This window comes from Mesorhizobium norvegicum (genome assembly GCF_004919685.1).
Lineage (GTDB): Bacteria > Pseudomonadota > Alphaproteobacteria > Rhizobiales > Rhizobiaceae > Mesorhizobium > Mesorhizobium norvegicum.
This window is the reverse complement of record NZ_SMYZ01000117.1, coordinates 37,150-59,444: the sequence shown is the minus strand read 5'-3', so window position 1 is coordinate 59,444 and position 22,295 is coordinate 37,150. Positions and strand designations below refer to the sequence as shown.

At 63.3% G+C, this 22,295-nt stretch carries 21 protein-coding genes; 15 read left to right on the top strand and 6 right to left on the bottom strand.

Annotation, left to right across the window (positions count from 1 at the left end; genetic code table 11):
• Positions 1-203: 203 nt before the first annotated feature.
• Complete coding sequence (cobF, locus tag FCU66_RS36725) at positions 204-980, bottom strand: precorrin-6A synthase (deacetylating) (protein ID WP_136620260.1); 777 nt, start codon at positions 978-980, stop codon at positions 204-206.
• A gap of 131 nt (positions 981-1,111) precedes the next feature.
• Between cobF and FCU66_RS36720 the strand changes: the two genes are divergently transcribed.
• The 6 genes from FCU66_RS36720 to FCU66_RS36695 all read left to right on the top strand — a co-directional run bounded on the left by FCU66_RS36720 (position 1,112) and on the right by FCU66_RS36695 (position 6,818).
• On the top strand, positions 1,112-2,113 hold the full coding sequence (locus tag FCU66_RS36720; RefSeq protein WP_136620259.1) for a DUF4424 domain-containing protein: 1,002 nt from the start codon (positions 1,112-1,114) through the stop codon (positions 2,111-2,113).
• Positions 2,113-2,631, top strand: a complete 519-nt coding sequence (locus tag FCU66_RS36715; RefSeq protein ID WP_136620258.1) for a dihydrofolate reductase — start codon at positions 2,113-2,115, stop codon at positions 2,629-2,631. The genes FCU66_RS36720 and FCU66_RS36715 overlap by 1 nt, the downstream gene beginning before the upstream one ends.
• Positions 2,632-2,799: 168 nt before the next feature.
• Positions 2,800-3,927, top strand: coding sequence for an FtsH protease activity modulator HflK (gene hflK / locus FCU66_RS36710; RefSeq protein ID WP_136620257.1), 1,128 nt, complete (start codon positions 2,800-2,802; stop codon positions 3,925-3,927).
• The gene (gene hflC / locus FCU66_RS36705) at positions 3,927-4,895 is read left to right on the top strand and encodes a protease modulator HflC (protein WP_136620256.1); all 969 of its coding nucleotides are present in this window, start codon (positions 3,927-3,929) and stop codon (positions 4,893-4,895) included. Before hflK ends, hflC begins: the two co-directional genes overlap by 1 nt.
• Before the next feature lie 6 nt (positions 4,896-4,901).
• Complete coding sequence (locus tag FCU66_RS36700; RefSeq protein WP_136620255.1) at positions 4,902-5,090, top strand: DUF2065 domain-containing protein; 189 nt, start codon at positions 4,902-4,904, stop codon at positions 5,088-5,090.
• A 210-nt stretch (positions 5,091-5,300) separates the two neighbouring features.
• Positions 5,301-6,818 (top strand): DegQ family serine endoprotease, encoded by a 1,518-nt coding sequence (locus FCU66_RS36695; protein WP_136620254.1) that lies wholly within the window; start codon positions 5,301-5,303, stop codon positions 6,816-6,818.
• A 47-nt stretch (positions 6,819-6,865) separates the two neighbouring features.
• On the opposite strand, the gene FCU66_RS36690 is transcribed toward FCU66_RS36695, so the two are convergent.
• Both FCU66_RS36690 and serB read right to left on the bottom strand, forming a co-directional pair.
• Positions 6,866-7,438: a GNAT family N-acetyltransferase gene (locus FCU66_RS36690; RefSeq protein WP_136620253.1), complete on the bottom strand. Its 573-nt coding sequence runs from the start codon at positions 7,436-7,438 to the stop codon at positions 6,866-6,868.
• Positions 7,435-8,322, bottom strand: a complete 888-nt coding sequence (serB, locus tag FCU66_RS36685; RefSeq protein ID WP_136620252.1) for a phosphoserine phosphatase SerB — start codon at positions 8,320-8,322, stop codon at positions 7,435-7,437. Before serB ends, FCU66_RS36690 begins: the two co-directional genes overlap by 4 nt.
• On the opposite strand from serB, the gene miaA reads away from it, so the two are divergent.
• Positions 8,321-9,256 (top strand): tRNA (adenosine(37)-N6)-dimethylallyltransferase MiaA, encoded by a 936-nt coding sequence (miaA, locus tag FCU66_RS36680; protein ID WP_136620251.1) that lies wholly within the window; start codon positions 8,321-8,323, stop codon positions 9,254-9,256. The genes serB and miaA overlap by 2 nt on opposite strands.
• Before the next feature lie 129 nt (positions 9,257-9,385).
• On the top strand, positions 9,386-10,177 hold the full coding sequence (locus FCU66_RS36675) for a GGDEF domain-containing protein (protein ID WP_136620250.1): 792 nt from the start codon (positions 9,386-9,388) through the stop codon (positions 10,175-10,177).
• 225 nt (positions 10,178-10,402) lie between these two features.
• Here FCU66_RS36675 and FCU66_RS36670 read toward each other — a convergent pair whose 3' ends face one another.
• Positions 10,403-12,235, bottom strand: coding sequence for an ATP-binding protein (locus tag FCU66_RS36670; RefSeq protein WP_136620249.1), 1,833 nt, complete (start codon positions 12,233-12,235; stop codon positions 10,403-10,405).
• Positions 12,236-12,389: 154 nt separating this feature from the next.
• On the opposite strand from FCU66_RS36670, the gene FCU66_RS36665 reads away from it, so the two are divergent.
• From FCU66_RS36665 to FCU66_RS36655, 3 genes are read left to right on the top strand one after another with little or no spacing between them, the layout of a single operon-like run.
• Positions 12,390-12,953, top strand: coding sequence for an XRE family transcriptional regulator (locus FCU66_RS36665; protein ID WP_136620248.1), 564 nt, complete (start codon positions 12,390-12,392; stop codon positions 12,951-12,953).
• Positions 12,954-12,957: 4 nt separating this feature from the next.
• Positions 12,958-13,266 carry a hypothetical protein gene (locus FCU66_RS36660; RefSeq protein WP_136620247.1) on the top strand — a complete coding sequence of 103 codons (309 nt, stop codon included), beginning with the start codon at positions 12,958-12,960 and terminating at the stop codon, positions 13,264-13,266.
• Positions 13,267-13,310: 44 nt separating this feature from the next.
• The gene (locus tag FCU66_RS36655) at positions 13,311-13,838 is read left to right on the top strand and encodes a GNAT family N-acetyltransferase (protein WP_136620246.1); all 528 of its coding nucleotides are present in this window, start codon (positions 13,311-13,313) and stop codon (positions 13,836-13,838) included.
• A gap of 4 nt (positions 13,839-13,842) precedes the next feature.
• On the opposite strand, the gene FCU66_RS36650 is transcribed toward FCU66_RS36655, so the two are convergent.
• Positions 13,843-14,721, bottom strand: coding sequence for a LysR family transcriptional regulator (locus FCU66_RS36650; RefSeq protein ID WP_136620245.1), 879 nt, complete (start codon positions 14,719-14,721; stop codon positions 13,843-13,845).
• A gap of 118 nt (positions 14,722-14,839) precedes the next feature.
• Here FCU66_RS36650 and tmpA point away from each other — a divergent pair, with 118 nt between their 5' ends.
• Both tmpA and tmpB read left to right on the top strand, forming a co-directional pair.
• Positions 14,840-15,991: a 2-trimethylaminoethylphosphonate dioxygenase gene (gene tmpA / locus FCU66_RS36645; RefSeq protein ID WP_136620244.1), complete on the top strand. Its 1,152-nt coding sequence runs from the start codon at positions 14,840-14,842 to the stop codon at positions 15,989-15,991.
• Positions 15,988-16,572 (top strand): (R)-1-hydroxy-2-trimethylaminoethylphosphonate oxygenase, encoded by a 585-nt coding sequence (tmpB, locus tag FCU66_RS36640; protein ID WP_056583050.1) that lies wholly within the window; start codon positions 15,988-15,990, stop codon positions 16,570-16,572. The genes tmpA and tmpB overlap by 4 nt, the downstream gene beginning before the upstream one ends.
• A gap of 263 nt (positions 16,573-16,835) precedes the next feature.
• On the opposite strand, the gene FCU66_RS36635 is transcribed toward tmpB, so the two are convergent.
• Positions 16,836-18,638, bottom strand: coding sequence for an NAD(P)/FAD-dependent oxidoreductase (locus tag FCU66_RS36635; protein WP_136620243.1), 1,803 nt, complete (start codon positions 18,636-18,638; stop codon positions 16,836-16,838).
• Between the two features lie 360 nt (positions 18,639-18,998).
• Between FCU66_RS36635 and FCU66_RS36630 the strand changes: the two genes are divergently transcribed.
• A complete protein-coding gene (locus tag FCU66_RS36630) occupies positions 18,999-20,228 on the top strand; it encodes a DUF6600 domain-containing protein (protein WP_246094176.1) in 1,230 nt (409 codons plus the stop codon).
• A gap of 272 nt (positions 20,229-20,500) precedes the next feature.
• Positions 20,501-22,282, top strand: a complete 1,782-nt coding sequence (locus FCU66_RS36625) for an acetolactate synthase 3 large subunit (protein ID WP_136620242.1) — start codon at positions 20,501-20,503, stop codon at positions 22,280-22,282.
• Positions 22,283-22,295 lie beyond the last annotated feature (13 nt).

Here is a 22,295-nt window from a genome sequence, read left to right as displayed (position 1 = left end):
AGCGTGCGGCGGCCGCCGCAGCGGCGACGCATATGGAGGCGCTGCAGGCGGAGATTGATGCGGGCTAAGGGAGGGCAGTAGGGCAGTAGGGCAGTAGGGCAGTAGGGCAGTAGGGCTAGGAAGTAAGCAGGCATTCGTGTGCTGTCTTCTAGCACAAACATCCTTCACCTATTGCCCTACTGCCTTACTCCCCTATTGCCTTCCTATTCGGGTTTTCGAAGCAGATAGGTGTCCATGATCCAGCCCTTTTGCCGGCGGGCTTCTTCGCGGACCTTTTCGATCTCCGCGCCGACATCACCGATCCGGCCCGAGACGAGAATCTCGTCCGGCGTGCCGAGATAGGCGCCCCAGTGGATGACGACATCCTTGTCGGCCAGCGTGTTGAAGGCGCATTTGCCGTCGAGCAGGACGACCGCGCTGCCGGCATTGTTCGGCATGCCTTGCTCGGTCAGGCGCCGGCCGGTGGTGATGAGGACGGAATCGCCGATGCGGTTCAGGGCCATCTTGTGGCCGGCGGCAAGCGCCTGGACGGCGGTAATGCCGGGTATCACCTCAAGCTCGAACGCGACATTGCCTCGCAGGCGCACGCGCTCGAGGATGCGCAGCGCGCTGTCATAGAGCGAAGGATCGCCCCAGATCAGGAAGGCGCCGCAGCCATCCGCGACAATCTCGTCGCGGATCAGGCCCTCGTAGATCGCGGCGATGGCCTCATGCCAGTCATCGACGGTCGAGCGATAGGACGGCGCCGGCCCATCTTCTACTGGCAGGTCGCGCACCGGCACGTCGAATTCGACACGGCGTGACTTCGGGTTGGTGACGAAGCGGTCGCAGATCTGGCGGCGCAGCTCGGCAAGGTCGTTCTTTTTCTCCCCCTTGTCGGGGATGAACAGCACATCTGCCTGGTTCAGGCCTGATATGGCCTGAACGGTCATGTGGTCGGGATTGCCGGCGCCGATGCCGATGACGAGAAGCTTGCGCATGGAGCGAACTCCTGCCCGATCGGAACCTGTTAGTCCAGACCGCCTTGGCGCGCCCGAGGATGCGGAAGGGCTTTGAAACGCCACATTGAAACGGCTAGGGTCATCAGGGCATTCTAGCCGAGGGGGCTTCCATGTTGCGATATGTTCTGACCGCCATGCTGGCCCTGTCGGCCGCGCCGGCACTCGCCAATGATTCGGTTGCCGAACTTGGCACCGGCGGCCTGATCCTGTCGCGCAGCGACGCCATAGCGATGCAAAGCGAGGACCTTTTCATTTCGCCGGAAAAGGTCACGGTTGACTACGTCTTCCACAACAACACCGACAGGGATGTCGACGCCATCGTCGCCTTCCCGATGCCCGACATATCGGGCAATCCCGAAGAAATCCCGGCGATCCCTGAAAACCAGAGCGACAATTTCCTCGGCTTCGAGGTGACGATCGATGGCGCACCGGCAAAGCCGCAGCTCGAGCAGAAGGTGTTGGCGCTCGGCATCGACGTCAGCTCCGAGCTAAGAGCGCAGAACGTGCCGTTCTATCCATTCGGCGATGCGGCGAAGGCGGCCCTGGCGAAGTTGCCGCAGGCGGTTACCGACGACTGGGTCAACCGCGGCATCATCATCGAGGACAGCGACAGCGACGGTACGGAGGCGAAGAAGGTCTATACGCCGTTCTGGCAATTGCGTTCGACCTATTGGTGGCGTTCGACCTTTCCAGCCAATAAGGACGTCCACGTTTCCCACCGCTACAAGCCAAGCGTTGGCGGCACGTCTTCGGTCAGCTTTTTCTATGACGGCAAATTCCAGGGACAGTACGCGACCTACAAGACGCGCTACTGCATGGACGACGCATTCGAGAACGCGGTGCGCAAGGCGGCCAAGGATGGTCCAGACGGCTATCCGCAGTACAACGAAAGCCGCATCGCCTATATCCTGACCACAGGCGGCAACTGGGCGGCAGGCACAATCGGCAAGTTCAAGCTGACGGTCGACAAGGGCAATCCGAAAGCCTTGGTCTCGTTCTGCGGCGACAATGTCAAAAAGGTCGGGCCGACGACATTCGAGATGACGGCGGATGATTTCTATCCCGAGCACGACATCGACATCCTGATCCTCGATCCAACGGACGACAATTGATGCACGTCGCAATCTACGTTGCCATTGCCGAGAACGGCGTGATCGGGCGGGACGGCGGGTTGCCCTGGCGGCTCTCCACCGATCTCAAGCGCTTCAAGGCCGACACGATGGGCAAGCCCATCATTATGGGCCGCAAGACCTATGAGGGTATCGGCCGGCCGCTGCCGGGCAGGCTGAACATCGTCGTCACCCGCGACAAGGCCTGGCGCGCCGAAGGCGTCGAAGTGGCGCATTCGCTCGAAGCCGCGATCCAGCTGGCGACGGTGCGCGGGCGCTGCATGGTCGGTGTGAACGAGGTCTGCATCATCGGCGGCGGCGAAATCTATGCCCAGGCGCTGCTGCTGGCCGACCGGCTGCACGTCACCCATGTGCTGGCAGGGGTCGATGGCGATGCGCATTTCCCGCCGATCGATCCGGATTCCTGGCGCGTTGTCAGCTCGCAGGACGTTCCAGCCGGGGAAAAGGACAGCCACGCGACGCGCTATTCGGTTTACGAGCGCCGCCGCGAGAGACATTGAATGATAAAAGGGGCATTGAAGGAAGACAAAGGGTCGCGACCGGACCAAATCGGACGAGTCGGCAGCGCATCGCGTTGAAAGCGCCTCGTGGCGTCCCTATAGAAGAACAATACTGGATTTTGCGCCGTAATACCGGCGCTTGAGGGAATTCCAAGCGAAAGGACATTCATGCCCTGGAACGATAAGAGCGGCGGTGGCGGCGGCCCATGGGGCGGCGGCGGCGGCAACAATCAGGGACCCTGGGGGCAGGGACCAAAGGGACCGAGCGGCCCACAGGGCTCGCCTCCCGATCTCGAAGACATCATCCGCCGCGGCCAGGACCGGCTGCGGCGCGCTCTGCCGGGTGGCGGTGGCGCAAGCCCGGCTATTTTCGCGCTGATCGCGGCGGCACTCGTGGTGCTGTGGGCGTTCAAGGCTGTTTACACCGTGCAGCCCGACGAGGTCGCGGTCGAACTGCGCTTCGGCAAGCCGAAGGCCGAACTGTCGCAGCCCGGCCTGCATTTCCATTGGTGGCCGCTCGAAACCGTCGAGACAGCCAAGATTTCCGAGCAGCTCGTCGATATTGGCGGCGGCGGCGCGACGAGTGGCAACACCTCCGGGCTGATGCTTACCGGCGACCAGAACATCGTCAACGTCCAGTTCTCGGTGGCCTATCAGGTCTCCGACCCGAGCGCGTATCTGTTCGACGTGTCCGATCCCGACGGCATGCTGCGGCAGGTTGCCGAAAGCGCCATGCGTGAAGCCGTCGGCCGCCGGCCCGCGCAGGACATCTTCCGCGACGACCGCCAGGGCATTGCCGCCTCGGTGCGTGAAATCATCCAGACGACGCTGGACGGCTACAAGGCCGGTCTCAACGTCAACGCCGTCTCGATCGAGGATGCGGCACCGCCACGCGAAGTGGCCGATGCGTTCGACGAGGTGCAGCGCGCCGAGCAGGACGAAGACAAGTTCGTCGAGCAGGCCAACCAGTACTCCAACCAGAAACTCGGCCAGGCACGCGGCGAGGCCGCACAGATCCGCGAAGACGCGGCCGCCTACAAGAACCGGGTCGTGCAGGAAGCCGAGGGTGAGGCGCAGCGCTTCATCTCAGTCTATGACGAGTATGCCAAAGCGCCCGATGTGACACGCAAGCGCCTCTACCTGGAAACGATGGAGAAGGTTCTGAAGGATTCCAACAAGGTCATCGTCGAGCAGGGCAACGGGCAAGGGGTCGTCCCCTATCTGCCGCTGCCGGCATTGCAGCCGAAAGCGGTGGCACCGGCCGCCGCTGGTGGCGTGACGGGAGGTAACCAGTGATGGCCAACCGTCTCCCCATCATCGTCGTCGCAGCAGCGATCATCCTGTTCCTGCTCTATTCTTCGGTCTTCGTGGTCAATGCGCGCCAGCAGGCGCTGGTGCTCAGGTTCGGCGAGATCGTCGACGTCAAGAGCGAACCCGGCATCTACTTCAAGGCGCCGTTCTCGTTCTTCGACGCCGACACGGTACAACTGATCGAGAACCGGGTGCTGCGCTTCGACCTCGACAATATTCGTGTCCAGGTGTCGGGCGGCAAGTTCTATGAGGTCGACGCCTTCATCGCCTATCGCATCTCGGATCCGCGCGTCTTCCGCTCTGCCGTGTCCGGCCAGATCGAGCTGGCCGAAGCCCGGCTCAGGACGCGTCTCGACGCTGCCTTGCGCCGCGTCTACGGTCTGCGCGATTTCGAGGCCGCACTCTCCGAACAGCGCGCCGTGATGATGCGCGAAGTCCGCGATCAGCTCAGGCCCGACGCCACGTCGCTCGGCCTGCAGATCGAGGATGTCCGTATCCGCCGCACGGATCTCACGGCCGAGGTCTCACAGCAGACCTTCGACCGCATGAAGGCGGAACGCCTGGCGGAAGCTGCGCGGCTGAGGGCACGCGGCAACGAAGCGGCGCAGCGCATCACGGCCCGCGCCGATCGCCAAGTGGTCGAGATCGTCGCCGAAGCGCAGAAAGAGTCGGAGATCCTGCGCGGCGAGGGCGAAGCCCAGCGCAGTGCCACCTTCGCGGGAGCGTATCAGCGCGATCCGGCTTTCTTCGACTTCTACCGGTCGATGAGTGCCTATGGCACGGCGCTGGACAACACCGGAACGACGATGGTGCTGTCGCCGAACTCGGAGTTCTTCCGCTTCTTCCGCAATCCCGACGGCAGCGAGGCGCCGGCGAAGCCGGTTTCGCCGGCCCCAACCGCTCCGGCGACGGCACCTGCCGCGCCGGCGGCACAGCCGAGCACCGGCCAGTAGCGGCCGGTGCAGGATTTTCTCGCCGCCATGGGCCTTGTCCTTGTGATAGAAGGTCTGGTCTATGGCGGCTTTCCCGGCCTTGCCAGGAAGCTTGCCACCGAAGTGCTGTCGCTGCCCGAGAATGCGCTGCGGATTGCCGGGCTGGCAGCGATCGCCATCGGTGTCTGCATCGTCTGGCTGGTGCGAGGCGGATGACGGCGGCGAGCTTCGGTTTTTCGTATACGAGCTTCGATCCCGGGATACGAGCTTCGATCCCCGGGATACGAGCTTCGATCCGGGATAATTGATGATTTATCCTCTGCCGATAGTCATAGCCGCAAACGTGCCGTATTTTTTGCCAACATGGCGCGACGCGGCGTTTTCGTCGAAGCGCTTTTCTTTTCAGGAATACCGGGAGGCTTCTCGATGACATCCAATACAATTCTGCGCGTGGCACGGCGGACGTTCATCGCCGGCGCGGCAGCACTTCTTGTCAGCGCCGTCGCTGTCCCTTCCTTCGTGACACCGACATTTGCCGCGGATGGACCTGCTTCGGTGGCCGACCTGGCGGAAGGCGTGCTCGGCGCTGTGGTCAACATCTCGACCTCGCAGACGGTGAAGGGCACCGAGGGTCCCGGTGCGGTGCCGATGCCGCAGCTGCCCGAGGGGTCGCCGTTCCAGGATTTCTTCGACGATTTCTTCAAGAACCGCGGCGGCGACAAGGACAACGGCGCGCAGAAGGTGCAGTCGCTGGGCTCCGGCTTCGTCATCGACGCCGAGCAAGGCATCGTCGTCACCAACAACCACGTCATCGCCGATGCCGACGACATCGAGGTCAATTTCTCCGACGGCATCACCTTGAAGGCGACGCTGGTCGGCACCGACACCAAGACCGATGTCGCGGTGCTGAAGGTCGATCCGAAGGGCCACAAGTTGACGGCGGTGAAGTTCGGCGATTCCACCAAGATGCGCGTCGGCGACTGGGTGATGGCGGTCGGCAATCCGTTCGGCCTCGGCGGCACGGTGACGGTCGGCATCGTCTCGGCCCGCAATCGAGACATCAATTCCGGCCCCTATGACGACTTCATCCAGACCGATGCCGCGATCAACCGCGGCAATTCCGGCGGACCGCTGTTCAACAGCGCGGGCGAGGTCATCGGCATCAACACCGCGATCATTTCGCCTTCCGGCGGCTCGATCGGCATTGGCTTCTCCATTCCCTCGCAGCTCGCCTCGGGCGTCGTCGACCAGTTGCGCCAGTTCGGCGAGACGCGGCGCGGCTGGCTCGGCGTGCGCATCCAGCCGGTGACCGACGACATCGCCGAGAGCCTCGGCATGGCGACCGCCAAGGGCGCGCTGGTCGCCGGCGTCATCAAGGGCGGTCCGGTCGACAATGGCACCATCCAGGCCGGCGACGTCATCATCAAGTTCGACGGCAAGGACATCCATGAAATGCGAGACCTGCCGCGCGTCGTCGCCGAAAGCCCGGTTGGCAAGGCAGTCGATGTGCTGATCGTGCGCAAGGGCGTCGAGCAGACCGTGAAAGTGACGCTCGGCCGGCTCGAGGATGGCGAAAAGCTCGCCAGCGGCGAGGACGGCAGCAACACCGACCAGGACAAGGGCGACAAGGCTCCGGCCGTTTCCACGGCCTCGGTGCTCGGCATGACGGTCGGCGAACTGAACGACGAGACGCGCAAGAAGTTCAGCATTGCGGCCGATGTTTCGGGCGTCGTCATCACCGACGTCACCAAGGACTCCGCCGCCGCCGAGCGCGGCATCCAGCCGGGCGAGGTGATCACCGAGATCGCGCAGGAATCGGTTGCTACGCCCAAGGATGTCATGGACCGGATCGGCGCCTTGAAGGAGCAGGGGCGCAAGAATGCGCTGCTGATGCTGGCATCGAAGACCGGCGAGCTCAGGTTCGTCACGATCCGGATGGACTGAGGTCCGGAAGAGCCGACAACACGACAACACTGAAAGAAAAAGGGCGGCTAGCGAGCCGCCCTTTTTCTTGCCTGCCAGTCTTGGCGTGACAATCTGTAGAGGACATGCCGTTTGAGATGCGGATGGCTGTCGGGAATGCTGGGGTGGTCGAAGTCGGCGGACGGATCGGCCGTCATGCCGAGGCGTTGCATGACGGCGGTGGAGCGGCGGTTTTTCTCGACGGCGAAGGAGACGATCTCGTCAAGGCGTAGCGTTTCAAAGCCGTAGGCCAGCCAGGCTTCCGACGCTTCGGTGACGTAGCCCTTGCCCCAGAATTCCGGAGCGAGACGCCAGCCGATCTCGATCGTTCCGGCTGGCAGGACGTCAATATCTTCCGTCCCGGTTATCCCGACAAAACCGATGCACTCGCCCGTGGCCGCGATCTCGGCCGCGGCGAAGCCATAGCCGTCCTTGTCGACCCACGCGCGGACCTCGTCCATCTTGGCATCCGCGGCGGCACGGTCGCGGCGGAATGGAAAGAACTCCATGACCTGTTCGTCGGAGTTGATGCGGTGGAACAGGTCGCGGTCGCGATCCTCCCAGTTGCGCAGGATCAGGCGCTCGGTACGCATTGGTTTCATTGCACAAACTCTTCCTGTTTGTAGCCCTGCACATAGAGCAGCGCGGTCAGGTCGCCATGGTCGATGCGGACCTTTGCCTGTGCCGCCACTGTCGGCTTGGCATGGAGCGCGACACCGGTGCCGGCCAGGCGGATCATGTCGAGATCATTGGCGCCGTCACCGACGGCGATAGCGTCAATGGGCGTCAGGCCGAGCCGCGCTGAAATCTCGAACAGCGCGTCGGCCTTGGCGGCGCGGCCGAGGATTGGCTCGCCGACCAATCCGGTGAAGCGGCCGTCCTGTTCGAGCAGGCGGTTGGCGCGATTCTCCTGGAAGCCGAGCATGGCCGCAATGCGCGTCGTGAAGACCTCGAATCCGCCGGACACGAGTGCCGTCCAGGCGCCGTTGGCGCGCATGGTCTGAACCAGAGCGCGGCCGCCCGAGGCCAGCGTCAGGCGATTGGCGACGATGCGATCGACCACGGCGGCGTCGAGGCCCTTGAGCAACGCCACCCGCTCGCGCAGGGCCGGTTCGAAAGCGATCTCGCCATTCATCGATCGCGCGGTAATCGTGGCAACCCGATCCTTGACGCCGATCTCGTCGGCCAGTTCGTCGATGCATTCCTGGTCGATCATGGTCGAATCCATGTCGGCGATCAGGATTTTCTTGCGGCGGGTTTCGGCCTGCTGGACGATCACGTCGACCGCCTCGGTGGCGAGTGCCGTGCGCAAGGCGGCACTCGTATCGGCGGCGTCAGCCGCCTCAGGCAGGATGAGATCGCAGGCAATCCCTTCAGCCAGCCAGACAACAGCGCTTGCGCCGACCGACCGTGACGCCATATTCGCAAGCGACAGCGACAAAGCGCGCTCAGTGGGACGGGAAACAAGCGTGGCGACAAGCGGCATGGAACATTCCGGCGAACAGGCGGGCGAGGGCCGCGTGAAGAACGCGATCCTGATAGCCGGGCCGACCGCCAGCGGCAAGTCGGCGCTGGCGCTCGATCTGGCCGAGCGCAAGGGCGGCGTGATCGTCAACACCGATTCCATGCAGGGCTATTCGGTGCTTGACGTGCTGACCGCCCGGCCGGAGCCGGCCGACCTCGCCCGCGCACCGCATTTTCTCTACGGCCATATCCACCCGGCCACAGCCTATTCCACCGGCGCCTGGCTGCGCGACGTGATGAAGCTGATCGACGACGGCACGCTCTCTAGGCGGCCCGTGATTTTTGTCGGCGGCACCGGGCTCTATTTTCGCGCGCTGGCCGAGGGCATTTCGGAAATGCCCGACATTCCGCAGCGGATCCGAGACCGCTGGCGCTACGAGTTGAAGGAGCAGGGCGCCGTCAAGCTGCACGGCCTGCTGCTGCACGAGGATTCGGCGACCGCCATGACACTGAAGCCAACCGACAGCCAGCGCATCGTGCGGGCATTGGAAGTGCTCGACGCGTCGGGTCGCTCGATCCGTGAATGGCAGGCACAACGCGGCCAGCCGCTCATCGACAGGGAGACCGCACATTTCTTCGTGATCGAGCCGGACCGGGCGGTGCTGGTCGGCCGCATCGAAAAACGCTTCGACCAGATGCTGCACAAGGGCGCGCTGGACGAGGTCAAGCTTCTATCGGCGCTTGGCCTCGATCCCGAATTGCCGGCGATGAAGGCGATCGGCGTTCGCGAATTGCAGGCCGCGATGGCCGGAGAGATTGGCTTTCCCGAGGCGATCGAACGCGCCAAGATCGCGACCAGGCAATATTCCAAGCGGCAGACGACCTGGTTCAGGCATCAGCTGGGGCCGGAATGGCTGAGATTACGCCCTGGTGATGATCTGGAAACCACGATCTGATCGCTTGTTTCCATTGCAACCTGAAAAGTTTACCTGCAAGGAAAGGTTCTCGTTGCGGTTGTCCAAGTTAACCCTCCGTAAGCCCGCCCATGCCATAAGGTCAGTGGGCACTTTTCCATCGGGGAGCAGATGCGTTTCCACAAGGCGGAATCAGCATTTTTCGTCTTTATCTTCGTGATCCTGGCCGCCGGCCTGGTGACGCTGCATGCCTATGGGCTTCTGCAATCCTTCGCCACCGAGCTGCATACGGCGTCGGGTCTGGACAAGGTCATCTATCTCAACAAGCTTTTGTTCGCGACCGGCGTGCTCCTGGCCACGGCGCTGTTCTTCGGCATTTTCTTCATCTACCCGCTGATCCGCAAACAGGCGACGGAAGAAGGCAAGCTGCGCGCCATGACGGTCTCGCTCAGCGCCCGCTCGGAGACGCTCGAGCATGCCGCCCTGACCGACGGCCTGACCGGCATGCAGAACCGGCGCTATTTCGATGATGCGCTGAAGGAATATCTTGAGGAGTTCAGGCGCATCGAAAAGCCCGTCGGGCTGATGATCCTCGATCTCGACCATTTCAAGCAGGTCAACGACACCCACGGCCATGACGTCGGCGACGAGGTGCTCAAGGCCGTCGCGAACTGTCTCAAGGACATGACCCGCTACCACGACGTGGTGGCGCGATTGGGTGGCGAGGAGTTCGCCGTGGTCACGCCCAACATGGACGCCGAGCTTCTGGGCAAGTTTGCCGAACGCATCCGCAAGGCGATCGCCAACATGTCGGTGCTGTCAGGCAATGTCCGCCTCAAGATCACCACCAGTGTCGGGCTTGCCGTCTGGGACCGCAAGGAGACGGCGGAAGAGTTCTATCGCCGTGCCGATCGCCAACTCTACGAGGCGAAGAGGCAGGGCCGCAACCGCGTCTGCGCCTAAGATCCCGAAGAAGAATTCAAGAGGCCGGTCGCCTGACGCGGTTTTCTCGACTTCCGGTGCTCACGGACTAAATGTCCGCTCCGCTCCGGCTTCTCGAAAGCCACGTCATTCAACTCGGCCTGATGAATTCCCTTTCGGGATTTACCCAAGCAAGCCAACGAAGCTGAGCCTCGGAAGCTTGGCGCGGCTTCTCGGTCAGTCGGCAGAGGACTTGACGCTGCTGACCTAATCGTTTTGCGGGCGCAGGCCGAAGGTTGCGGGCTTGAGACCGTAGCGCATGTCGAAATCGTCGTCCGATGGCGTGCGCGCGGCGGGTGGCTTGCGGTAGTCGGGATCGCCCGCCTGGCGACTTGAATCGACGACTTCTGCGAAGGCCATCGCCTGCTGCGTTGGTTTCGGCACGTTGCGCAGTCGTTCGACGATCGCCACCAGATCGACATCGTCGCCGGTTTTCGAAGAGGCGGCCTCTTCGCGCTTGGCCGTACCGGGAAGCAGGTGGTTCGGCAGTTTTTCGAACTTCAGCCGCATGGTCGTCGCCACACCTTCGCCGAAGGCGATGGCTTCGCGCTGGCCCATGGAGGACAGGAAGGCAAGCGACGAGGCGGAAGAGTCGGCAATCGCCGAGCGGATGATCGCCTGGTCCTGCTCATTGGCGAGCCGCATGGCGAAGAAGGTCGAGCATTGCGACAGAATGGTCGGGTCGAGTTCTCCAGGGCGCTGGGTGACGACGCCGAGATAGCAGCCATACTTGCGGCCTTCCTTGGCGATGCGCGACAGCGCATGCCTGGTCGGCGCGAAGCCGAGACGCGGGTCGGCCGGCATATAGCGGTGCGCTTCTTCGCACAAAAACAGCAGCTGCAGCTTGCCTTCGCTCCACAGAGCGAGGTCGAAGGCCAGGCGCGCCAGCACCGAACACACGGAATTGACCACTTCGGACGGCATGCCGGCCATCTCGAAGCAGGTCACCGGGCGGCCATGATGCGGCACGCGGAAGATGTTGCCGATCGTCTCGTGGATGGTGTCCTCGATCAGGCGCGAGTTGAACATGAAGCGGTAGCGTGGGTCGGCGGCCGCCGATTCGATGCGCGTCTTCAGCGATCTGAGCGTCGGGCGATCGGTCTTGCTCTCGAGCATGCCCATGCGCTCGTCGATCTGCTTGAGGAGGTCGGCGATGCGGTAAGGCACCGGCGTATCGGCGGTCAGCGCATCGCTGCCGCGCCGCAGATAGGCGCCGGAATTCGGATTGCGGTAAAGGTTCTTGGCGGCCGGAATGAGGTCGCGCAAGGCATCGATTTCTTCCGGCTCGGTCTCGCGGCCCCGGAACAGCACCTCGGCGAATTCCTCCAGCGTGAACATCCAGAATGGAAGATCCAAGGTTTTGGAATCGACCCGGACGCAATATTCGGGCAGCGACGCCGCGAACTCGTTGTGCGGGTCGAGGATCAGGATGCGCAGGTCGGGCCGTGCCGCGATCGACTTTCGCAGCAGCAGCGAGACGGCGGTGGATTTGCCGACACCGGTGGTGCCGACAATGGCGAAGTGACGCGCCAGCGTATCGTCGATGGCGATGTTGGCGGCGATCGTCTCGTCCTGCGCGAGCGTGCCGATGGTGATCGAATGACGCCCGGCGAGATCATAGACCGCCTGCAGGTCGCGGGTGCGGATGCGATGCGCAACGGCGCCGATATGCGGATAGGTTGTGATACCGCGGTCGAAGACCGGTCCGGCGCCGGGTTCGGCACCGTCACGCACTTCGCCGACCAGCTCGATGCTGACCTCGATCGCGTTTTGGCCCTCATTGCTCCAGGCGCGATCCGACTTGCCGATTCCGTAGACCAGGCCGACGGTTCGCGTGGATCCAAGGTTGATGGAAATCATCTTGCCGACCGTCCACAGGCCGGTCACCGCGCCGTCGACGTCGTCCGCATAGGCGCTGATGGTGGCGCGCGCACCGTCGCATTGCACGACGTTGCCCAAAATGCGCCTGTCGTTCTGCTCGGCGTTGCGGCGCTCCTGCGATGTCGGTTCTCCAACGGAGGCTTCGCGTTCGACATACATGGACAGGCCAATCCCCATTTCCCTGGAGATCAGACCCTACAGGAATGGGGTTAAGGCCCAATGAGGTCGGATGGTGTAGAGAGGATTAAGGAGCCCGAGAAAATTGTCGCGAGACGGCTCTTTTCCCACGGCGATATTTCGCTATAATGGACGTATGGATGATATAGCGAACGATATTTCCTCGACGATCGGTCGAAGGATACACGCCGAAAGGATCATGCGGGACTGGTCTCTAGCCGAACTTGCCGAGCGTTCCGGCGTCTCGAAGGCGATGCTGAGCACGATCGAGCGCGGCAAGACCAGTCCGACGGCGGCTCTTCTGGTGCGCATCGCGTCGGCCTTCGGCATGACGCTGTCAACCTTGATAGCGCGCGCGGAGTTGCAGGGTGGCGGGCTGCTGCGCGAGGCCGACCAGCCGGTGTGGCGCGATCCCGATACCGGCTATGTCAGACGGCACCTTTCGCCGGCTTCCGACATGCCGCTCGAGCTGATCAGGGTGCAGCTGCCGGCGGGCGCCAAAGTCAGCTTCCCGGCCGCTTCCTACGCCTTCATCAAGCAGCAGATATGGCTGATTTCCGGGCGGCTCGAATTCGTCGAAGGTGAGGCCGTGCACAGGCTAGAGCCAGGCGATTGCCTGGCGCTTGGGGCGCCGTCGGACTGCACCTTCCATGCCCTGGAGCCCGGCGCCGACTATCTCGTCGCGCTGGTCAGGGGCTGACATCATGGCGAGAAGACCAAAGCGCTCCCACAATGGGGGGCCGCCTCTCGATGAGTACAAGGGGCCGCCATGGGGCAAGGGCGATCCCTACATCTTCCTTGCCTGGCAGGCCGCCCATGCCAAGGCGTGGAAGGCGCCGAGCCGCGAGGTCATGCTGCTGCGCATGGACAAGGCCGAGCGGCTTGGCCTGACCTATGAGGAATACACGCTCGAGATTCTGGAGCGCGGGCGGCATCTCAGGGAAGAAGACACCGAACGCATCAGCGCCATCAAGGCGGCGCGAAAGCGACGCCGCGTGCGCCATCTGGACTGATGGAATGCGCTCGCATCTATCGCAAATCACAGGACATCATGCGCATGAACTCGATCGAGATCGGAACACTGACCCCGGCTGTTGAGACGCAGGACATGCTGGCCGGATTGCTGGTCGCAACGGTGGCGGCCGGCGGATCGGTGAGCTTCATGCATCCGTTGGCGCCGCAGACGGCGAGTGCATTCTGGGAGAAATCGCTGGCCGCGGCGGCAGGAGGGGAAAGGACGGTGCTTGGCGCCTGGGACGGCGAGGCCCTGGTCGGCACCGTGACCTTGCTGCTCGACTGCCCGCCCAACCAGCCGCACCGGGCCGAAATCGCCAAGCTGATGACATCAGTCGATTGCCGGGGCAGGGGTGTGGGCACGCGCCTGATGCGGGCCGCCGAGAGCCTCGCCGTCGAGAAGGGGCGCACGCTGCTGGTTCTGGACACGGCAACCGAGGAGGGCGCTTCAGGCCTCTACGAGCGGTTGGGCTTCAAGCTGGCCGGCGAGATACCTGACTACGCCTTGAAACCGCATGGCGGGCTGACCGGTACGCTGATCTACTGGAAGCGGATCGGGCCAGTCTCATAACCAGTCATGCCGGCGCGGAGAGGCGCGACAGCAGCCACAGGCGAAAATCCTGCTCGGCTCCGGTCAGGCGCGCGGTCGATGCCTTGGTCAGAAAATGTCCCGATGTGCTGGAGAGTTCGAAGTCGGAAAGCCTGACCAGCGTCTTGCTGTCGAGCGTTGCATCGACGAGTGGCCGTGAGCCCAAAAGCACGCCGGCGCCGGCCTTGGCCGCTTCCATGGCGGCAACGAAACTGTCGAAGCGGTGCGATCGCCTGGGGTGGCCAGCCAGCCCGGCGGCGGCGAACCATTCCGCCCACATCTCGCGTGCGCCGGCAACCAGAAGCAGCGGCAGGGAGGTCCAGTCCGCGTCGCCGGCGAGCGCCGGCGCCGCCACCGGCACGAGCCGCTCGGCGGTCAGCCTGTCGGCTTCGCGGCCGGGGAAGGATCCGTTGCCAAAACGGATGTCGAGCACGGAGCCCGGCAAGTCGTAGTCGGTCGGGCGATGGATCGTCACCAGATCGAGCTGGATGCGCGGCAGTGCCTTAGCCAGATTGGGCAGCGCCGGGACGAGCATCAGCAAGGCAAAGGAGATCGGCGCGCGGATCGAAACGGTCTGGACGGCGCGCGGCTCGAACAATTCCGCGGTGCTGTTGCCGATGGTGGCGAAGGCCGACTGGATGTGGGGCAGGTAGGCCGCACCCTCTGGTGACAGCGCGACGCCGCGCGCCAGCCGCGAAAACAGGCGCGTCTTCAGCCGCTCCTCGAGAAACCGGATGTGCTGGCTGACGGCTGCCTGAGTAAGGCCAAGCTCGGCTGCCGCCGCGGTGAAATTCGACAGCCGCGCCGCGGCCTCGAAACTGCGCAGCCAGTCAAGCGGCGGCAAGGGTGGGATCGTTCTAGCCATTAGAGATTTACAGTCATTGGCCAAAAAATGATAATTTGAGTTATGCCTGTCGCGCGATCAACATGCAATCGAAACCTGCGGATCGGACCGCAGGCGTAGCGGACAGGAACGGATCTCCATGCTCACCCACGTGCTGATCGGCGACGAAGGCAGAACAATCGAACTTGGCTGGAAGGACGGGTCGCGCACCCGTTTCCACGCCATGTGGCTGCGCGACAATGCGCTGGACGACAAGACGCGCAGCGCCGGCAATGGCCAACGGCTGATCACCATTCTCGACATTCCCGCCGAGACCAAGATCGGCGCCGCGTCGATCAAGGGCGGCGCCCTGGAAGTCAGCTTCGTGCCCGAGCAAAAAACGGTGAGTTTCCCGGCGGCATGGCTGCGCGCCAATGCCTATGATCGCAACGCGGCCCGCCAGGCTGGCTGGACAGGCGAGGACACCGTGCGATGGACCAAGGCCACTATGCAGAATTCGGTGCCGCGCGCCGGCTACCCTGCCGCCAGCCGCGACCGCGCCGTCCTGCGGCAGTGGCTGTCGGCGGTGAAAGCCTATGGCTTCGCGGTGATGGACGATCTGCCGGCCGAATCCGGAGCGCTTTGCAAAGTGTCCGATCTGTTCGGCTATATCAGGGAGACCAATTACGGGCGCTGGTTCGAAGTGCGCGCCGAGGTCAATCCCAGCAATCTCGCCTACACCAATCTCGGCCTCCAGGCGCACACCGACAATCCCTATCGCGACCCTGTGCCGACGCTGCAGATCCTGTCCTGCATCGAGAATACGGTTGAGGGCGGCGAGTCCAGCGTCGTCGACGGGTTTGCCGTCGCGGCTGCGCTGCAGGCTGAGAACCCGGAAGGCTTCCGGCTGTTGAGTTCATGCCCGGCGCGCTTCGAATATGCCGGTTCGTCGGGTGTGCGACTGCAGGCGAAGCGGCCGATGATCGAGCTTGGGCCCGATGGCGAACTGATCTGCATCCGCTTCAATAACCGTTCGCTGGCGCCGACGGTCGATGTGCCGTTCGCCAGCATGGAGGCGTACTACGCCGCCTATCGCCGGTTCGCAGAGCTGATCGAGGATCCGTCCTTCGAAGTGACGTTCAAGCTCGAAGCAGGGCAGGCGTTCATCGTCGACAACACGCGCGTCATGCATGCGCGCAAGGCGTTTTCCGGCACCGGCAAGCGCTGGCTGCAAGGCTGTTACGCCGACAAGGATGGCTTGCTGTCGACGCTTGCGGCGATCGAGCACGGGTTCAAGGAGGCGGCGGAATGAGCGGCCAGGACCTGAACGCGGACACCATCGTCGAGTTCATCGCCGACATCTTTGAGCGCCGGGGTGCGGAATCCTATCTCGGCGAACCCGTCACCATGTCGGAGCACATGCTGCAAGGCGCCTGGTTCGCCGAAAAGGACGGCGCGCCCGACGAGCTGGTCGCGGCGGCACTGCTGCACGACATCGGCCACTACACCAGCGAGTTCGGCACCTATTCACCCGAGGATGTCGAGGACAAGCATCATGATGAAGCCGGCGGCGAGGTGCTGGCGCCGTTCTTTCCGCCCGTCATCGTCGAATGCGTCAGGCTGCATGTCGCGGCCAAGCGCTATCTCTGCGCCACCGACCCGACCTATTTCGGCAGGCTCTCGCAGGCCTCGGTCCATACGCTGTCGCTGCAAGGCGGGCCGATGAGCGCCGAGGAGGTGGCCGAGTTCCGCAAGAACCCCTTCCACGAGGAAGCGGTCCGGGTCCGCATCTGGGATGAGAGCGGCAAGATCGCCAACATGAAGACGCGGACGTTTCGCGACTACGTGCCGCTGCTGCAGCGGGTTGTCAGCGACTTTCGCGATCGCGCCTGACGGCGGCAACCGGGAGGCAACAGATGTGCTTCTGCTTCGACGGGCAAGGTGCGGTGACGCCACACCGCCCCGACAATTGTCGGGAGCGCGGGCGTGCCGCAGACGCTCCTGAAGTGCCGCTGAGAGCCTCCCTTGGCGAGCCCCGTCGCCTCGATATGGCCAGCAGGCCTGGGCCGATCGAAGCGGCGCATATTCCACGTTCATAGCGATGCCGAAGGTGCGGCACTCGCCGCACCTCGCTGAGTATCTTGTGTCAGGCCCGGCTATCCCTTGTGATGGACCTGCTGCAGCCCGTAGACCGGCGTCGCGATGCCTTCGTGCCGCGCCTTCAATTGCAGCGACAGGAACTGCGAATAATGACGTGACTGGTGCAAATTGCCGCCGTGGAACCACAGCGCCTCCTGTTGCGTCGGCTTCCACATGTTGCGCAACTCGCCTTCCCAAGGGCCGGGATCCTTGGTTGTGTCCGAGCCGAGGCCCCAGCATTTGCCAACCTTGTCGGCGGTTTCGCGCGATATCAGATCGGCGGCCCAGCCATTCATCGAGCCGTAGCCGGTGGCGTAGACGATGAGGTCCGCAGGCAGTTCCGACCCGTCGCTGAGCAGAACCGAGTGCTGCTTGATCTCTTTGACGTCGACGCCGCTCTTCAGCTTGATCGAACCATCAATGACCAGCTGCGAGGCGCCAACATCGATATAATAGCCGGAACCGCGCCTGAGGTACTTCATGAACAGGCCTGACTCGTCGTCGCCCCAGTCGAGCATGAAACCGGCCTTTTCCAGTCCCTTGTAGAATGTCGCGTCGCGTTTCTTCATTTCGGCATAGGCCGGGATCTGGAATTCGTGCAGGATCTTGTAGGGCAGCGAGGCAAAGATCAGGTCGGCCTTGGCCGTGGTGATGCCATTCTGCAGCGCCTGCTCCGAATAGAGCGAACCCAGTCCGATTTCCATCAACGTGTCGGATCTGGAGATATGGGTACTCGAGCGCTGCACCATGGTGACGTCGGCGCCGGCTTCCCAAAGTGCCGCGGCGATGTCATGGGCGGAATTGTTGGATCCGATGACAACGGCCTTTTTGCCGGCATAGGCGTCGGGACCCGGATGCTTCGAGGAGTGGTGGTGGTCGCCCTTGAAGGTCTCCATGCCCTTGAATTTCGGCAGATTGGCCTTGCCGGACTGTCCAGTCGCCAGCACCAGCTGCTTGGGCCTCAGCGTGATGTCCTTGCCGTCGCGGTGGACGACGACGGTCCATTCCTTCTTCTTGTCGTCATAGGAAGCGCTTTTGGCCTCGGTCGAGGACCAGTAATTCAGCTCCATCACCTTGGTGTACATTTCCAGCCAGTCGCCGATCTTGTCCTTGGGCGAGAAGACCGGCCAGTTCTTCGGGAAATCGATATAGGGCAGATGGTCGTACCAGACCGGGTCATGCAGGCAGAGCGACTTGTAGCGTTTGCGCCAGCTGTCGCCGGCCCGCTCGTTCTTCTCGATGATGATGGTCGGCACGCCGAGTTGCCGCAGCCGCGCGCCGAGCGCGATGCCGCCCTGGCCGCCGCCGATGATGACCGTATAGGGCTGCGTCTTGAAGCCGAGTTCGGCGGCCTCCTTCTCGCGCTCTTCCTTCCATGTCGGACGGTTCTTGCCCGAGCCGTGTTTGGCGCCCATCGGCCGCGCGAAACCCGCCGGCTCCTCGTGGCCTTTCAGCTCGGCCATGGTGGTCAGCAGCGTCCAGATCTTGCCGTCCTTCAGCCTGATATGGCCGAAGCCGCGCGCCACCTCCGTCTCGAAGCTGATCCAGCCCTCGATCAACCCGCCGCTCTCGGTCGCGTCCTCGCCCTTGGCGATGGCAAAGTGTGACGGCCTGGTTTTCGACAACTGGCTTTTCAGCATGTCGCGAACCTGGTCGCGGCCTTCCATGGTCTTTATGTTCCAGGTGAAGGTGACGAGGTCGCGCCAGTAGCAATCCTCCTGAAAGCAATCGACCGCTTTGTCGATGTCATTGGCGGCCAAGGCGGCGCCGAATTGGTCGAGCAGGTCGGACAGTTTCTTGCTAGGGGCTTTGTCGAGCATCAGGTTTCCTCCCGTGAAATCCAGATCGTCATGGTGGCTCCGCCGGACGTGCCGGCCGGAAAGCCAAGTATCGGCAGAGATGGCGGCCCTCGTCACGCCCCACCATAGTTTCAAGCGGTTTCAACGGCTTATCCGGAAATTGAGATCACCAAGCGGTTTTGGAACACCCAGGTCTCGGGAACGGACGCTCCGATTCCGAACGCCGGGACAATGCCGCGCCAGTCGCGCAAAATTGATGGTCATATGCCGCAATGCGGTCACCGAGGCTGATGACAACCGATCGGTGAGAAGCCGGGAAGCGGTGGCGGGCAACAGGGCGGTTCCCGGGGATTTTCTGGATGCGGAACTCTGGAGCCCGTTATGCAAGCATTTTCAGTTCATTCTATCGGCCGGCGCACACGCGCCGCTGCCCTGGCTCTGGTCATGGCCATGAGCGCGACTTTGACCAGCCCGCTGGTGCTGCCTGGAACTCAGGCGCACGCGGCGGAAATCTCCGTCACCCTCCGCGAAAGGCTTTCAAACTATGGCGGATGGCGAACCTCCAGCCGCTTCGGCGACGTCTGGGTTCCCACGGTCCGTACCGAATGGCGGCCCTACACCGAAGGCAGATGGGTCTGGACCGACGATGGCTGGTACTGGCAATCCACCGAGCCATTCGGCGATGTCGTCTATCACTATGGCCGCTGGACCTATGATCCCGATTTCGGCTGGGTGTGGATCGCCGGCGACCAATGGGCGCCAGCCTGGGTGGTCTGGCGCCAGGGCGGCAACGATGTCGGCTGGGCGCCGGCACCGCCCGACATCGATGCCTCCTTCGACGACGCCTGGTGGTGCTTCGTGCCGGTGGCGGCGATCGGCGCGGTCGATCTGGTCAGGGTGGTGCGGCCGGTTCAGGAAAACGTCGTCATCGTGCGCAACACGACGATCATCAACCAGACCGTCACGGTCAACAACGCGCCGCATGTGCGGCTCGGCAACCAGGTCGTCGCGATCAATGCCGGGCCCAGGCTGCAGCAGTTCCCGAAGCCCGTCATAGACTCTATCAAGGCGGCAAGAGTGGTTCCGCCTCGCAAAGGGGTGTTTGCCAGTGCACGGCTCGATGCTTCCAGGGGCGCGGAGATCAAGAGGCTGGCCGGCAACGGAACGCCCGCCCGGACTGCCGATGGAAACGGGCAAACCGTGGCGGGTCGTGGCCCCAAGACGCTGACCGGCGACAAGGCCATTTCCTCGGGCGCTGTGGCGGCGGGCAATCCCGCCATCGCGAAACCGGGTGATGCCGTGCGCAAGCGGATGGTCGCCGGCAACGGCGTGAAGGCCGATACGCTCAAGGCCCCTGCCGGCAAGACCACAGGCAATGGACGTGTCGTTGTAAAATCGTCGTCCAACCCGGTTTCGCCCGGCTCGGTTTCTGGGCAGCGTCTCGCACGCGGGGCTGGGCCGCAAAAGCCGCATCAGCAGGCATTGGCCATGCGCATGTCCCAGCACCATGGTCCGGCGAACGTGGCGCCCCACCGTCCACCGGCAAAGATGCAGGCCAAGAAGACATCCAAATGCGATCCGCGCGTTTCCCGCTGCAAGGCGCCGGGCTGATCACCGCAGTCGCGCCGGCACGCTGCGCGCGCCGGCGCGATTTTTCCCGTTGACAGGCTGCCTTTCCCGCCCTTAGTGTCCGCCACCATGAAAACGGCACTCATTCTCGTAGGAAAGCGCGTGGGCAAGGCGGTGTAACCGCCGGGCGAAAACCCCCCATGCGCAAGACACAGGCTCCCTCGGGGGCCTTTTTTATTGCCTGAAACACGACTAAACGAACCAATAACACCCACATGGCAACGCCCAAAGGGCGACAGTACGGGACCAGACCGATGAGCAACGGACAGAACGAGCGGCGCGAAATGACTGGCGCCGAAATGGTGGTGCAGGCGCTGAAGGACAATGGCGTCAAGCATGTCTTCGGCTATCCGGGCGGCGCTGTCCTTCCGATCTATGACGAGATCTTCCAGCAGGACGAGGTCGAGCACATCCTGGTGCGCCACGAGCAGGGCGCCGGCCATGCGGCGGAAGGCTATGCGCGCTCGACCGGCAAGGCCGGCGTGATGCTGGTGACCTCGGGCCCCGGCGCCACCAATGCGGTGACGCCGCTGCAGGACGCGCTGATGGATTCGATCCCGCTGGTTTGCCTGACCGGGCAGGTGCCGACCTCGCTGATCGGCTCGGATGCGTTTCAGGAATGCGATACGGTCGGCATCACGCGCCCCTGCACCAAGCACAACTGGCTGGTGAAGGACGTCAACGAACTCGCCGCGACCATCCACGAGGCTTTCCATGTCGCGACCACCGGCCGCCCCGGTCCGGTCGTCGTCGACATTCCGAAGGACGTGCAGTTCGCCAAGGGATTCTACGTCCCGCCGCAGATCGCGCCGCGCACCAGCTACCAGCCCAAGGTCCAGGGCGACCTGGAAAAGATCAAGGCGGCGGTCGAGCTGATGGCCGGCGCCCGGAAGCCGATCATCTATAGCGGCGGCGGCGTTATCAATTCCGGCCCGGAAGCAAGCCATCTGCTGCGCGAACTGGTCGATCTCACCGGTTTTCCGATCACCTCGACGCTGATGGGCCTCGGTGCCTATCCGGCATCGGGCAAGAACTGGATGGGCATGCTCGGCATGCACGGCACCTATGAAGCCAACATGGCCATGCATGACTGCGACGTGATGATCTGCATCGGCGCGCGTTTCGACGACCGCATCACCGGGCGGCTGACCGCCTTCTCGCCGAACTCGAAGAAGATCCACATCGACATCGATCCGTCGTCGATCAACAAGAACGTCCACACCGAGGTGCCGATCATCGGCGATGTCGGCCGGGTGCTGGAGGATATGGTGCGGCTGTGGCGGGCGGGCGCCAAGGCCGACAAGAAGGCGCTCTACCCCTGGTGGGAGCAGATCGCCAAATGGCGCGCGCGCGACTCGCTCGCCTACAAGATGAACAACGACGTGATCATGCCGCAATACGCCATCGAGCGGCTCTACGCGCTGACCAAGGACATGGACACCTACATCACCACCGAGGTCGGTCAGCACCAGATGTGGGCGGCGCAGCACTATCATTTCGAGAAGCCGAACCGCTGGATGACGTCGGGCGGGCTGGGCACGATGGGCTATGGCCTGCCGGCGGCGCTCGGCGTGCAGATCGCGCATCCCGACGCGCTGGTCATCGACATTGCCGGCGACGCTTCGGTGCAGATGACGATGCAGGAGATGAGCGCTGCCGTGCAGCACAATGCGCCGATCAAGATCTTCATCCTGAACAACCAGTATATGGGCATGGTGCGGCAGTGGCAGCAGCTGCTGCACGGCAACCGGCTGTCGCATTCCTACACCGAAGCGATGCCGGACTTCGTCAAGCTGGCCGAGGCCTATGGCGGCCACGGCATTCGCTGCGAGAAGCCGGATGAACTGGACGACGCGATCAAGGAGATGATCTCGGTCAGGAAGCCGGTGCTGTTCGATTGCCGCGTGGCGACGCTCGCCAATTGCTTCCCGATGATCCCGTCGGGCAAGGCGCACAACGAGATGCTGTTGCCCGACGAGGCGACCGACGAGGCGGTGGCCAACGCCATCGACGCCAAGGGCAGGGAACTGGTGTAGCCAGCAGATACGA